The sequence below is a fragment of the uncultured Campylobacter sp. genome (assembly GCF_938045225.1).
Classification (GTDB): Bacteria; Campylobacterota; Campylobacteria; order Campylobacterales; family Campylobacteraceae; genus Campylobacter_A.
In genome coordinates, this window is the sequence record NZ_CALINL010000254.1 from 1 (window position 1) to 13,523 (window position 13,523).

5 protein-coding genes, 2 tRNA genes, 2 rRNA genes and 2 pseudogenes are annotated in these 13,523 nt (G+C 47.0%); 8 read left to right on the plus strand and 3 right to left on the minus strand.

What is annotated here, in order from left to right; all coding sequences use genetic code 11:
* Together Q0200_RS11955 and Q0200_RS09085 are read right to left on the minus strand one after the other, a co-directional pair.
* A pseudogene (locus Q0200_RS11955) lies at positions 1–139 on the minus strand (ABC transporter substrate-binding protein); the annotation flags it as partial.
* Positions 140–890: 751 nt separating this feature from the next.
* Entirely contained in the window at positions 891–1,337 is a 447-nt protein-coding gene (locus Q0200_RS09085) for a MarR family winged helix-turn-helix transcriptional regulator (protein ID WP_297940546.1), read from the minus strand.
* A gap of 128 nt (positions 1,338–1,465) precedes the next feature.
* On the opposite strand from Q0200_RS09085, the gene Q0200_RS09090 reads away from it, so the two are divergent.
* The gene (locus tag Q0200_RS09090) at positions 1,466–2,569 is read left to right on the plus strand and encodes an efflux RND transporter periplasmic adaptor subunit (RefSeq protein ID WP_297940548.1); all 1,104 of its coding nucleotides are present in this window, start codon (positions 1,466–1,468) and stop codon (positions 2,567–2,569) included.
* Positions 2,570–2,742: 173 nt separating this feature from the next.
* Positions 2,743–5,729 (plus strand): annotated as a pseudogene (locus tag Q0200_RS09095) (efflux RND transporter permease subunit).
* A gap of 6 nt (positions 5,730–5,735) precedes the next feature.
* On the opposite strand, the gene Q0200_RS09100 reads toward Q0200_RS09095, so the two are convergent.
* Positions 5,736–6,209, minus strand: a complete 474-nt coding sequence (locus Q0200_RS09100) for a cysteine permease (protein ID WP_297940550.1) — start codon at positions 6,207–6,209, stop codon at positions 5,736–5,738.
* A gap of 94 nt (positions 6,210–6,303) precedes the next feature.
* Here Q0200_RS09100 and Q0200_RS09105 point away from each other — a divergent pair, with 94 nt between their 5' ends.
* The 6 genes from Q0200_RS09105 to Q0200_RS09130 all read left to right on the plus strand — a co-directional run.
* On the plus strand, positions 6,304–6,681 hold the full coding sequence (locus Q0200_RS09105) for a RidA family protein (protein ID WP_297940552.1): 378 nt from the start codon (positions 6,304–6,306) through the stop codon (positions 6,679–6,681).
* A gap of 21 nt (positions 6,682–6,702) precedes the next feature.
* Positions 6,703–8,085 (plus strand): DUF945 family protein, encoded by a 1,383-nt coding sequence (locus tag Q0200_RS09110; RefSeq protein WP_297940554.1) that lies wholly within the window; start codon positions 6,703–6,705, stop codon positions 8,083–8,085.
* Positions 8,086–8,681: 596 nt separating this feature from the next.
* A 16S ribosomal RNA gene (locus Q0200_RS09115) occupies positions 8,682–10,192 on the plus strand.
* 119 nt (positions 10,193–10,311) lie between these two features.
* Positions 10,312–10,388: transfer RNA gene (locus tag Q0200_RS09120), tRNA-Ile, on the plus strand.
* 12 nt (positions 10,389–10,400) lie between these two features.
* Positions 10,401–10,476 (plus strand) — tRNA-Ala (locus Q0200_RS09125).
* Between the two features lie 488 nt (positions 10,477–10,964).
* Positions 10,965–13,523 (plus strand): 23S ribosomal RNA (locus Q0200_RS09130); the annotation flags it as partial.

A 13,523-nucleotide genomic window follows, 5' to 3' on the forward strand; every position in this document is an offset into this window, starting at 1 on the left:
CTTTAAATTTCTTCGGAGCGTCGCCTAGCACGGGTACGTTGCTCTCGTAGGTGGAGGCGAGCTTGATCTTATATTTTTCCGCAGCTTGCGCGCTAAACACCATCGCCGCGCACAAAGCCAGCGCTGAAAATAGTTTCATTTTTTCTCCTTTTGGTTTTAAATTTACCGATTATAGAGTTTTGAATTATATTTTTTGATTAATTTTAAAATTTAAGCTGCCAAAATTTACTATACATGAGTAAAAACGTAAATAAATTTCTAAAATGTTACGAAAATTAAATTTTGCCGTTTGCGGATAAATTTGACGATTGTTGTCGACAAATCGGCGGCATTTGAGCGATACGACTCGGCGAATTTTGTTTGAGTGGGCAGCGGAAGTTGACACGTAGATACGGCTCTAAACTACTTTACGCGACACGTAAAAATTTAGCGGGCAAAATTTACTCGTAATTTTTTGGTTGCAAGATTAAACATTGGCGTAGCCTTAAGGCGTATTGCGGCGATTTTATAAGCTGTAAATGCTAAATTTAGGTAGCGCCGCTTGCGTTTGCAAAGATAAATCAGCAGGCAAATTCGCTGTGCGCTTTGGTAAATCGTCTGTACATTTTGGGCCGTATTTTCGCCGTCGCCGATTAAATTTAAGCGACAAATTTGGCAAGACGACTTTTTCGTTAAATTTACTATATAAATCTGTAAAATTTAAGCCGCCGAGTACGAAAAAGGCAAGCAAGTAGGTAAATTTAGGAAGAGCCGGGAACGTCGTTAGCGTATGGCGTATTTGGCTAGAGTATTTTGCGCGCGGCTTGTAGCTAGCTCCGGTCTTGTAGGCGTTTGCTGGCATTTTGGCAAAAAATATACGACAAAAACGACTTAATTAAATCCAAGCAAGCTTAAATTTCCGTTTGGATATCAGGCGTATTTTCGATCTCTTTGTCGCAAATCTCGCAAAAGCGCGCCAGTAGCGAAAATAGCTTCTGGGCGTTTTTTTCGCCAAGCCTAGCAAATACCCGCTCGCCCAGCTCGTCGCTAGCGTGCACGATAGGGTCAGCTACGTCGTGCCCTTTTTGCGTGAGACTCATCGCGCGCTCTCTTTTGTCAGCGCTTTGCTCGCCTATCTGCACTAGTCCTTTTTGGCGAAAATCCTTGCAGACGTTAAAAACCGTTTGTTTTGGTATGAGCCACTCTTCGCCGATCTTTTTTTGAGTCGAACAGCCGTCTTTTGCTAGCGTATAAAGCACCGCAAATTCGCTGTAGCTAAGCCCGGTTTTGGCGATCAGCGCGTTTGTGCACTCATTGAGCTCACTGATTTTTTTACCTAGGTCGTCAAAGTTATACATCGTTTTCCTTTTTTATTTTGGGCGAATTTTAGTAAAATCCTAAAATATTTTCAAGGTTTTTGGATTGACTTTTAGTCCTAAATTTTGCTAATATAGTAAATTTTAAGACTAATATCAAAGGAAATTTTATGAAATTCGGCAAAATTTTAAAGGCATATTTTTTATCGTTTGCGCTGATTTTCGTAGCGGCGGCACAGGAAAATAAATCAGCACAAGAAGTACTGCCGCAAAACAAGCAAAACTCGTCCGATCGGCAAACGCTCCAAACGGACGTAAAAGACGGCGACGCTCGCGAGCCAAGCGCTCGTCAAGATAGACAAAATCCGGACGCTGAGGAAAATCAAAACGGCGAAGCGATAAAGCTCACGGTCGTTTCGCCCAAAACCCAACGATTTAATCCGAAGCTAAATTTGCACGGCGAACTGGTCGCTAAAGACGATGTTGCCGTAGGCTCGGCGCTGCAAGGACAACAAATCGCCCAGATCTTAGTCGAGGTCGGCGAAAGCGTACAAAAGGGACAAATTTTAGCTCTGCTAGATAATGCCGGCGTAAAAGCGAAATTTGACCAGCAAACCGCCGCGCTAGAGGCCGCAAAGCAAAATTTAAACTCCGCTAAGGCTGCTTTTAGCGAATCTGAGTCCGCGCTAAAGCGAGCCAAAAGCTTAGCCGCAAAAAAGGCGATCAGCTCACAAGAACTCGAACAAGCAAGCGCGAAAGAAGCAAGAGCTAGAGCGACCCTAAACTCCGCAAAAGCACAAATCTCGCAGATAGACGCGCAGATCGCGGAGGCTAAAGACCAGCTCGGCAAAGCTAGCGTGATAGCGCCCGTTAGTGGCGTAATAACGGCCAAAAAAGCCCAAATCGGCGCGCTAACTAGCGGCGAGGCTTTGTTTAACATCGCAAAAGACGACGTCATCGAGCTATCTGCGGACGCGGATGCAGCCGAGCTAGCGCAGATAGAAGTCGGTATGAGCGCGCAGGCTCAAATTTACGGCGTAAAAGAGGCCGTAAACGGCAAGGTGCGGCTGGTGCCCGTGAGCGTGGATACGAGCTCGCGCCTAGGCAAGGTCAAAATTTCGCTAGACGGCGGGGCTAAATTTATCGGTTCGTACGTCAAAGCCGTCATCGACCTGCCCGAATTTAGCGCGTTAGCGCTGCCTGCGCAGGCGATTTCGTTTACGGACGAGGGCGCGTTTGCGACGCTAATAAAAGACGGCAAGGCGCAGAAGTGAAAAATCCAAACTGGACTTAGAGTAAACGGGCTAGTGCAGGTAATCACAGGCGTTAGCGAGGGCGATGAGGTCGCACTAAAAGCCTCCGCGCTAGTAAACGACGGCGAAGCGGCGCAAAGGGGTGTGGAGTGAAAATTTCGTCTTGGGCGATTCGCCATCCCGTCCCGATTATCGTGCTTTTTATCGCGCTTAGCTTGGGCGGCGTAGCGTCGTTTTTGCGCCTACCGATAAACGCAAACCCAAACGTAAATTTCCCTATCGTTAGCGTCACGGTCACGCAGGTCGGAGCGTCGCCTACGCAGCTGGAAAGCTCGACTACTAGGCGCATCGAGGACGCCGTGGGCGGGCTGGCGGATGTGAGGCACGTTAGCTCTACGATCTCCGAGGGTAGTTCGGCTACGACGGTGGAGTTTGCCATCGAGACGGATGTCGATAGAGCCGTAAACGACGTGCGAAACGCTATCTCGCAGATCAGAGACGAACTACCGGCCGGCATCGATACGCCGCTAGTAGAGCGCGTGGACGTCGAGGGCGGGGCGCTCGCATTTTATTCGGTAGGAAGCGTAAATTTAGACCAAAGCGAGATATCGCACCTGATAGATAACGAGATAAAAAGGCGGCTGCTAGCGATCCCGGGCGTACAACAAGTAAAGCGCCTGGGCGGCGTTATGCGCGAGATTAGGGTGCTTTTAGACCCCGCCGCGCTTAGCTCGCTAAAGATAGACGCTGCTTATATTAACAAGCAGCTCGCGCAAAATAACGCCGATTTGCCCGCGGGCAGGACGGTTTTAGACGGTGCTGAAAACAGCCTGCGCGTAACAGGTGGCGCAAGGGGCGTCGAGAAGCTAGCCGACACTCCTATCTGGTTAGACGGCGGCCGAAACGTCCGTCTGGGCGATATCGCTCGCGTTGAGGACTCGCACGCCGAACCTAGATCGCGTTCTAGGATGGATGAGCTAGAGACGGCGGGTTTTAGTATCTCGCGCTCAAAAGGCGCCAGCGATACGGTCGTGATAAAAAAGGTCGAGGAGGAGCTGGCTAAATTTACCGCAGAGCATGCGGAAGTAAAGATAGACGAGATATACACCTCGGCGAACGAGACTAAGCAAAGCTACGACCAAACGATCTGGATGCTAGCCGAGGGCGCGATACTGACGGTTTTGGTCGTGTTTGTTTTCTTGGGAGACGCGAGAGCGACGCTAGTGGCGGCCGTGTCGCTGCCTCTTTCGATCCTGCCGACGTTTGCGGCGCTTTATCTACTGGACTACACGCTAAACGGCATCACCCTGCTAGCTCTCATGCTAGTGATCGGTATACTCGTGGACGACGCGATCGTGGAGATAGAAAATATCAAAAAACACCTAGCTCTAGGCAAACGCCCATACCAAGCCGCCATAGACGCGGCTGATGATATCGGCTTTGCGGTGGTTGCCATTATGCTAACGATAGTGGCGATATTTTTGCCCGTTAGTTTTATCGGCGGAGGCATCGGGCAGTATTTTAGGCAGTTTGGTATAACCGTCGCGGCGGTGGTTTTGGCTTCGCTTTTGGTCGCGCGTTTAGCCACTCCGCTACTAGCGGCTTATATCCTAAAGCCCGAGGCCAAAGAGGAGCGCGAAGCGGGTAAGCTAAAGGCGGCCTATCTAAATTTGCTAAATTTAACGCTAGATCACCGTAAATTTACGCTTTTTACCGGCTTTCTGCTGCTACTCGGATCCTTTGCGTTAATTCCGCTTTTACCGACGGGATTTTTACCTCAAAGCGACGTTGGCAGAAGCAGCGTAAATATCACGCTAGCTCCGGGTTCTACGCTAGATCAGACCGACGAGAGGCTGATAAATTTATTCGCGTCATCAAAGAAAACCCTGCCGTTCGGTCGGTTTTTGCGATAGCCGGAGGCGGCGGCGAAACGTACAAGGGCGAACTGCTAATCACGCTAAAACCGCACAATCAGCGCGCCGTCACGCAAAAGGAGTTTGAAAACGAACTGCGGGCGGAGCTGGCTAAATTTAGCGATATGAGATTTGCCTTCGCTAACGAGATGGCAGCGCGCGATATCTCGGTCATCCTAGCGGGCGAGGACGCGGACGCGCTATCGCAAACGGCGTCGCTAATAAAATCCCAAACGAGCGGAGTTGCGGGCGTGAAAAACGCTCAAGTAAACGAACCGCTGCAAAAGCCCGAAATCCGCGTAAATTTAATCAAAAAAGAGGCCGCAAGGCTGGGCGTGAGCCATCAGACCGTTGGCGAAGCTTTGCGTATCGCTACCGTAGGCGACACGGACGCGGCGTCGGCGAAATTTGACCTGCCGGATCGCCAAGTGCCTATCCGCGTGAGCCTAGAGGAGAGCGCCAGAGACGATCTTGATGTTCTGCGTAAAATTTACGTCCAAAGCGCGACAGGGACGGCCGTGCCGCTCTCAAGCGTAGCCCAAATCTCGTATTCGCAGGGCGCGGCTAACATAGAGAGGTTTGATAAACGTCGTAAGATCGCCGTCGAGGCCGATTTGCAACCCGGATTTACCGTAGGCGAGGTTTTGGGGCAAATTCACGCCTTGCCCGCGATGCAAAATTTGCCTTCAGGCATCTCCTCGCCCGAGTACGGCGATAGCGAGTATATGAGCGAGATGTTTGAGCAGTTTAGCATCGCGCTTGGCTTTGGCGTGACGATATTTTTGTTGGTTTTGATCGTGCTTTTCCGCGACTTTTTGCAGCCTGCTACGATATTTATCGCGCTTCCGCTTTCTATCGGCGGCGCGCTTGATCTATCCGCTGTCATCGGCATCTTGATGCTCATGGCTATCGTGGGCAAAAACTCTATTTTGCTCGTTGATTTTGTTGTCGAAAAGCGCCTACGCGGAAGCGGCGTCAGGCAGGCTTTGCTAAGCTCGGGCGCGGAGATGGCGCGACCTATCGTGATGACTACGATAGCTATGATCGCCGGCATGGCGCCCGCGGTGTTTGCTAGCGGCTCAGGGGCCGAGTTTCGAGCGACGATGTCGGTAGCCGTGATTTGCGGACTGGCCGTTTCTACGCTGCTTAGCCTCGTTTTCGTGCCGACTGTTTACTCTATCGTGGATGATGCGAAAAACTTTCTCGGTAGACGTCTTTCTAAACTCACGTCCGTAACCGAGAAAGACAAGCAAAATGCGGTAAGGTAAATTAATTTAATAATATCCAAGACACATCGTCTCGGTTAGCTTTATGCGCTTTTCAAGCGGCGCAGGCGAGAAAAACGAGCACTTTTCGATGTAAATTCTGTAGTCGTAGTCAAGCCCGAAGTCGTCGTAAAATTTCTTTAAATTTATAAATTTTATCCCGCAAATTTCGCGTAGCTCGAAAAGCGGGTAGAGTTTGGAGCCGTTTTTGGCGACTAGATGCGAAGGCGCTAGAGTCGTAAACGAGCAAAATGCCGACGTGAGCACGAGTCCGGCTAGATCGCTACAGTGCGCGGCGGCCTCGCAAAATCGCGCGGGGATGCTTTTTTTATGCAGAAAAACTATGCGCGAGTTTTCAAATTTAGCGCAGATAGCGCCGCTCCAAAACAGATACGCATTGCCCGAAATTTCAGCATTTCGCGCAAATTCGCAGCCCAGAACGTAATCATCCAAAAACTCGTTTGGCGCAAGGGTGATTTTCATATTTTCCGTGCCTTTCTTGCGGGAAATTATAGCGAAATTTGCTTTTTTAGCCGTAAATTAGATAATATGCGCCCAAATTTTACAAAGGACGAAAATGAAAAAGGTTATCTCTACAAAAGACGCTCCGCAAGCGATCGGACCGTATTCGCAGGCGATCGAGGCAAACGGATTTCTGTTTATTTCAGGACAGCTTGGCGTCACGCCGGAGGGCAAATTTGCGGGCGAGGACGTGAGGACTCAGGCGGAGCAGTCAATGCTAAATTTAAAGGCGATTTTGGCTCAGGCGGGGCTTGGCTTTGAAAACGCGGTAAAAACCACGATTTTTCTAGCAGACATCGAGGACTTTGCGGCCGTAAACGAAATCTACGCTAAATTTTTTAGCGAACCGTACCCGGCTAGAAGTACGATCGCCGTTAAAACGCTGCCAAAAGGCGGTTTGGTCGAGATCGAGCTCATCGCAGCGACGAAGTAAAATTTAAAATCAAGGAAAAAAATGAAAAAGATTATATTTGCGCTCGCGGTCGTTTTGATCGCGGTTTTTGGAGTCGCGTTTTACGGCTCGTCTAAAGCTAAAGAGTCCTACGATAGAGGCGTGGCGAGGCTAACTAGCGAGACGCTGAAGCTTGGATTTTTCAATATAAAAGCAAACGCAGTAGAAAACGACTACGACAAAGGGCTGTTTAGCTCGCGCGCGGTGCTAAAGCTCGAGCTCACCGACGGTAAAGATCCGATCAAATTTGAAGCCAAAACGACGCTAAAACACGGATTTGCCGAGCTATTTAGCGGCTTTAGGGCTCATAGCGACGTGAAGGCGCTAACGCCCGAGGCTGCGCTCTATCTAAAGAAAATTTTCGGTACGGACGAGTTTTTAAGCGTCGACGCGCTGATAAAATTTGATAAAACCCGCGATGTGACGCTAAATTTGGCCGATATCAAAACAAATGAAGATGACTCTAGCTTTGTAATCTCAAAGCCTTTTGCAAAGGCGCAAATCAAAGAAAATAAGATAAAATCCCTAGAAATCGGTGTCGCAAAAGCGGGCGGCGGCGATACGGACGGCACGGATAAGATCGATATAGAAAACGCCTCCGCGCTCATCGAGCTTAACGACTTTAAGAGCTTTGACGATCTCATCTCGTTTATAAACATACAAACCGCCTACGAAAATATAGCTAAAATCGGAGTAAAGACCGATAAAATGAGCTTTAATAGCGCTAAGGGCTATGATTTTCCAAAATCGGTCGGCATTGCGGGCATGTCGTTTTTAGCGCAGATAAAGCAAAACGCGGACGCAAATCTCCTGGATACCCTTACCGACGCGAGCCTAGGGGCACTTGACGTGGATGGCAAAAAGGTTCTTGCGCAGCTAAATTTGAGCTTTGGCGAGAAAAACGTAAACAAAGAAGCGATGGCGATGTATGTCACCGACCCGAAAGAGTCGGCTCTTTATAAGATTTTGATGAGTAAGAACTACGTGATGGAGATTAAAAATTTTAGCTTTAAAAACCCGAACGGCAAAGAGCTAAAATTTAATGCCGTTGTCGATACGTCAGGGCTTGGCGCGGAAAGCAAAACGCTACATGACGACGTAGATATCCAAATGGCACTAAAAGCGGTCAAATTTGACGGCGAGATAAAAGTGCAGGCTGCGTCTATAACCGAGTTTTTGAGCGCGTATAAGGGGCTAATGGTCGATAGAGACTTTAATCAAATGATGGACGGCATCAAGCCTTTTGAGGAGCGCGTGAATTCGCTCTTTGTCAAAGATGGCGAGTATATGAGTGCGAAATTTAAACACGATGTCGGTAGCGACGATCTGCTCGTAAACGATAAAATTTCGCTCAAAGAATTTATAATAAGCCTAACGGCGAACTAAATTTGCCTTATTTTTAGCGGACGATTGCGCTAAATTTACTGCTTCGTCCGCTAAACGAATTTTGTTTTTGCCAATATATTAAGGTAAATTTCTGATAGATTAACTTTAACAAAACGTCCAACAAAAAATCTCTAAAATTTTTTACGCCCCCTTTTCCTTCAGCTTCTTTTAAGCATCTTGCTTGTATAATTCCAGCTCACGAATTGAGAAACCACCTTTAACTTTCACGTTAATAAAGCCTTTTCTTTTAATATCGTAAGTTTTAATTTTGAGTTAAATAAACAATTCTCTAATTTTTGAGAGTTTTTGAAACTAGCTCTTAAATTATGTTTTTTAAATTAACACTGTTAAACTAATTAGTCAATCTTTGAAATCTAAACAAGTGATCGATTGAGCCAATCTTTTATCAGGCTTTCTCTGGAAAGTAGATAAGAGATAAAAACTAATTAATAAAATTAAAGTTTTTTGATTAAAACTTCATATAAATTCTAAATCAATTAAATTTGATTTAGCTAAACGCTAATTTAGATTGCGTAAGCAATCTTAAACTTTAGCATTGCTTCTTAGCAAAGCTTTGCTTTGCGCTAAAGAAGGTTAATATGGAGAGTTTGATCCTGGCTCAGAGTGAACGCTGGCGGCGTGCCTAATACATGCAAGTCGAACGGAGATTAAGTAGCTTGCTATTTAATCTTAGTGGCGCACGGGTGAGTAATATATAGCTAACTTGCCCATTACTAAGGGACAACAGTTGGAAACGACTGCTAATACCTTATACTCCGTATCTATATAAGTAGGTACGGGAAAGTTTTTCGGTAATGGATAGGGCTATATCGTATCAGCTAGTTGGTAAGGTAACGGCTTACCAAGGCTATGACGCGTAACTGGTCTGAGAGGATGATCAGTCACACTGGAACTGAGACACGGTCCAGACTCCTACGGGAGGCAGCAGTAGGGAATATTGCTCAATGGGGGAAACCCTGAAGCAGCAACGCCGCGTGGAGGATGACACTTTTCGGAGCGTAAACTCCTTTTCTTGGGAAAGAATTATGACGGTACCCAAGGAATAAGCACCGGCTAACTCCGTGCCAGCAGCCGCGGTAATACGGAGGGTGCAAGCGTTACTCGGAATCACTGGGCGTAAAGGACGCGTAGGCGGATTATCAAGTCTCTTGTGAAATCTAACGGCTTAACCGTTAAACTGCTTGGGAAACTGATAGTCTAGAGTAAGGGAGAGGCAGATGGAATTCTTGGTGTAGGGGTAAAATCCGTAGAGATCAAGAAGAATACCCATTGCGAAAGCGATCTGCTGGAACTTAACTGACGCTAATGCGTGAAAGCGTGGGGAGCAAACAGGATTAGATACCCTGGTAGTCCACGCCCTAAACGATGTATACTAGTTGTTGCTTCGCTAGTCGAGGCAGTAATGCACCTAACGGATTAAGTATACCGCCTGGGGAGTACGGTCGCAAGATTAAAACTCAAAGGAATAGACGGGGACCCGCACAAGCGGTGGAGCATGTGGTTTAATTCGAAGATACGCGAAGAACCTTACCCGGACTTGATATCTAACAAATCATCCAGAGATGGAAGAGTGTCTGCTTGCAGAAATGTTAAGACAGGTGCTGCACGGCTGTCGTCAGCTCGTGTCGTGAGATGTTGGGTTAAGTCCCGCAACGAGCGCAACCCACGTCATTAGTTGCTAACGGTTCGGCCGAGCACTCTAATGAGACTGCCTTCGCAAGGAGGAGGAAGGTGTGGACGACGTCAAGTCATCATGGCCCTTATGTCCGGGGCGACACACGTGCTACAATGGCGTATACAATGAGACGCAATATCGCGAGATGGAGCAAATCTATAAAATACGTCCCAGTTCGGATTGGAGTCTGCAACTCGACTCCATGAAGCCGGAATCGCTAGTAATCGTAGATCAGCCATGCTACGGTGAATACGTTCCCGGGTCTTGTACTCACCGCCCGTCACACCATGGGAGTTGATTTCACTCGAAGCCCAAATACCAAACTGGTTATGGTCCACAGTGGAATCAGCGACTGGGGTGAAGTCGTAACAAGGTAACCGTAGGAGAACCTGCGGTTGGATCACCTCCTTTCTAGAGTACAACGAATATTCTCTCACAAGATATTCGTCAAAGGAAAATTTAGATTATTGTTATAAATAATCTACTCAATCGACCTTGTTTAGTTTTGAAAGATTGACGCAAACCTATAGGGGCCTATAGCTCAGCTGGTTAGAGTGCACCCCTGATAAGGGTGAGGTCACAAGTTCAAGTCTTGTTAGGCCCACCAGAGAATTTAATTGGGGAATTAGCTCAGCTGGGAGAGCGCCTGCTTTGCACGCAGGAGGTCAGCGGTTCGATCCCGCTATTCTCCACCATGATTAGTTTAACATCAAGCATACAAAGTCTAATTAGAGAACTTTTTATATAAGCTTTCTAATTAGACTTTAGGAAACGACTATCCTTCCAAATTTACGAAATTGCGTAAGCAATTTTGTGCTTTAGGTGGGTCAAGGGAGCGAAGCTCCTTGTCGCAAGCTTGGCTTTGCCAAGCCGAGAAGTCTAAATGTTATTTAGTTTATCATTGTTAAAAGTCACAATCAAGTTTTAATAAATAAAACAATTTTACAGGACTTGTTAAAGATTTAAAGATCTTGCTTATTTGCTTAATGCAGAAGTTTGACGTCACAAGATATCATAGGATTTAAAACTTACCTGGATATTAGTCAATGCTTTCCGTCTTAAAAGCTAGAGATTTAAATTTCGTAATAGATCTAAATTTGAGGCTTCATTATGAAATCTTAAATTTAATAGTTACCTTTAACAAGGAAGTGATGCGAATTAGAATATATTATATACTAATAAAAGGTAAGCTACTAAGAGTAAGTGGTGGATGCCTTGGCTAGTAGAGGCGATGAAAGACGTGCCAGGCTGCGATAAGTCTCGGGGAGCCGTCAAGGGGCTTTGATCCGGGAATTTCTGAATGGGGCAACCCAGTTAAGCTCGCATTTAATGTGAGTTTAACTACCTAATATGGAGCGAACGAGGGGAATTGAAACATCTTAGTACCCTCAGGAAAAGAAATCAAAAGAGATTACGCTAGTAGCGGCGAGCGAACGCGTAAGAGGGCAAACCACTAGTTTACTAGTGGGGTTGTAGGACTGCGATATAGACTAAACTTAGCTAATAGAATAATCTGGAAAGATTAAGCACAGAGGGTGATACTCCCGTATATGAAAGCTTTGTTTTACTTAGCAGTATCCTGAGTAGGGCGGAACACGTGATATTCTGTCTGAAGCCGGGTCGACCACGATCCAACCCTAAATACTACTACTAGACCGATAGCGCACAAGTACCGTGAGGGAAAGGTGAAAAGAACTGAGGTGATCAGAGTGAAATAGAACCTGAAACCATTTACTTACAATCATTCAGAGCACGATTCTTTATGACGTGTGATGGACTGCCTTTTGCATAATGAGCCTGCGAGTTGTGGTGTCTGGCGAGGTTAAGGAAACCCGGAGCCGTAGCGAAAGCGAGTCTTAATAGGGCGTTTAGTCAGATGCTGCAGACCCGAAACGATGTGATCTATCCATGAGCAGGTTGAAGCCGGTGTAAGAGCCGGTGGAGGACCCAACCCGCTGGCGTTGAAAAGCCTTGGGATGACTTGTGGATAGGGGTGAAAGGTCAATCAAACATCGTGATAGCTGGTTCTCTCCGAAATATATTTAGGTATAGCGTCATGTAGTAACACTGGGGGGTAGAGCACTGAATGGGCTAGGGCATACACCAATGTACCAAACCCTATCAAACTCCGAATACCTAGTGTGTAATCATGGCAGTCAGGCGGCGAGTGATAAAATCCGTCGTCGAGAGGGGAACAACCCAGACTAACAGCTAAGGTCCCTAAATCTCATTTAAGTGGAAAACGATGTGGAGTTACTTAAACAACCAGGAGGTTGGCTTAGAAGCAGCCATCCTTTAAAGAAAGCGTAATAGCTCACTGGTCTAGTGATTCTGCGCGGAAAATATAACGGGGCTAAAATGAGTACCGAAGCTTTAGACTTAGTTTTACTAAGTGGTAGGAGAGCGTTGCATTCAGCGTCGAAGGTGTACCGGTAAGGAGCGCTGGAGCGAATGCAAGTGAGCATGCAGGCATGAGTAGCGATAATTGGGGTGAGAATCCCCAACGCCGTAAACCCAAGGTTTCCTACGCGATGCTCGTCATCGTAGGGTTAGCCGGGTCCTAAGCAAAGTCCGAAAGGGGTATGCGATGGAAAATTGGTTAATATTCCAATGCCAACTATAATGTGCGATGGAAGGACGCTTAGAGTTAAGCAAGCTAGCGGATGGTAGTGCTAGTCGAAAGGTGTAGGTTAAGATCCAGGCAAATCCGGATCTTTTTAAGCCGAGACCCCACAGGCGTTTGAAGTTCTTCGGAATGGATAGCGAATTGCTGATACTGTCGAGCCAAGAAAAGTTTCTAAGTTTAGTTATAGTTGCCCGTACCGTAAACCGACACAGGTGGGTGGGATGAGTATTCTAAGGCGCGTGGAAGAACTCTCTTCAAGGAACTCTGCAAAATAGCACCGTATCTTCGGTATAAGGTGTGCCTAACTTTGTGAAGGATTTACTCCGTAAGCATTGAAGGTTACAACAAAGAGTCCCTCCCGACTGTTTACCAAAAACACAGCACTCTGCTAACTCGTAAGAGGATGTATAGGGTGTGACGCCTGCCCGGTGCTCGAAGGTTAATTGATGACGTTAGCTCTGCGAAGCGTTTGATCGAAGCCCGAGTAAACGGCGGCCGTAACTATAACGGTCCTAAGGTAGCGAAATTCCTTGTCGATTAAATATCGACCTGCATGAATGGCGTAACGAGATGGGAGCTGTCTCGAAGAGGGATCCAGTGAAATTGTAGTGGAGGTGAAAATTCCTCCTACCCGCGGCAAGACGGAAAGACCCCGTGGACCTTTACTACAGCTTGACACTGCTATTGGGATAAAAATGTGCAGGATAGGTGGGAGGCTTTGATCCATAGACGCCAGTTTATGGTGAGCCATTGTTGAGATACCACTCTTTTTTATTCTGATAGCTAACTAGCTTGAGTTATCCTCAAGTAGGACAATGTCTGGTGGGTAGTTTGACTGGGGCGGTCGCCTCCCAAAATGTAACGGAGGCTTACAAAGGTTGGCTCAGAACGGTTGGAAATCGTTCGCAGAGTATAAAGGCAAAAGCCAGCTTAACTGCGAGACATACACGTCAAGCAGGGACGAAAGTCGGTCTTAGTGATCCGGTGGTTCTGTGTGGAAGGGCCATCGCTCAAAGGATAAAAGGTACCCCGGGGATAACAGGCTGATCTCCCCCAAGAGCTCACATCGACGGGGAGGTTTGGCACCTCGATGTCGGCTCATCGCATCCTGGGGCT

Bases quoted from the DNA above. Each gene is read 5' to 3' on its own strand.
- Q0200_RS09100 (WP_297940550.1), bottom strand. From the start codon at position 6,209: ATGAAAATCACCCTTGCGCCAAACGAGTTTTTGGATGATTACGTTCTG.
- Q0200_RS09090 (WP_297940548.1), top strand. From the start codon at position 1,466: ATGAAATTCGGCAAAATTTTAAAGGCATATTTTTTATCGTTTGCGCTG.
- Q0200_RS09105 (WP_297940552.1), top strand. From the start codon at position 6,304: ATGAAAAAGGTTATCTCTACAAAAGACGCTCCGCAAGCGATCGGACCG.
- Q0200_RS09085 (WP_297940546.1), bottom strand. From the start codon at position 1,337: ATGTATAACTTTGACGACCTAGGTAAAAAAATCAGTGAGCTCAATGAG.
- Q0200_RS09110 (WP_297940554.1), top strand. From the start codon at position 6,703: ATGAAAAAGATTATATTTGCGCTCGCGGTCGTTTTGATCGCGGTTTTT.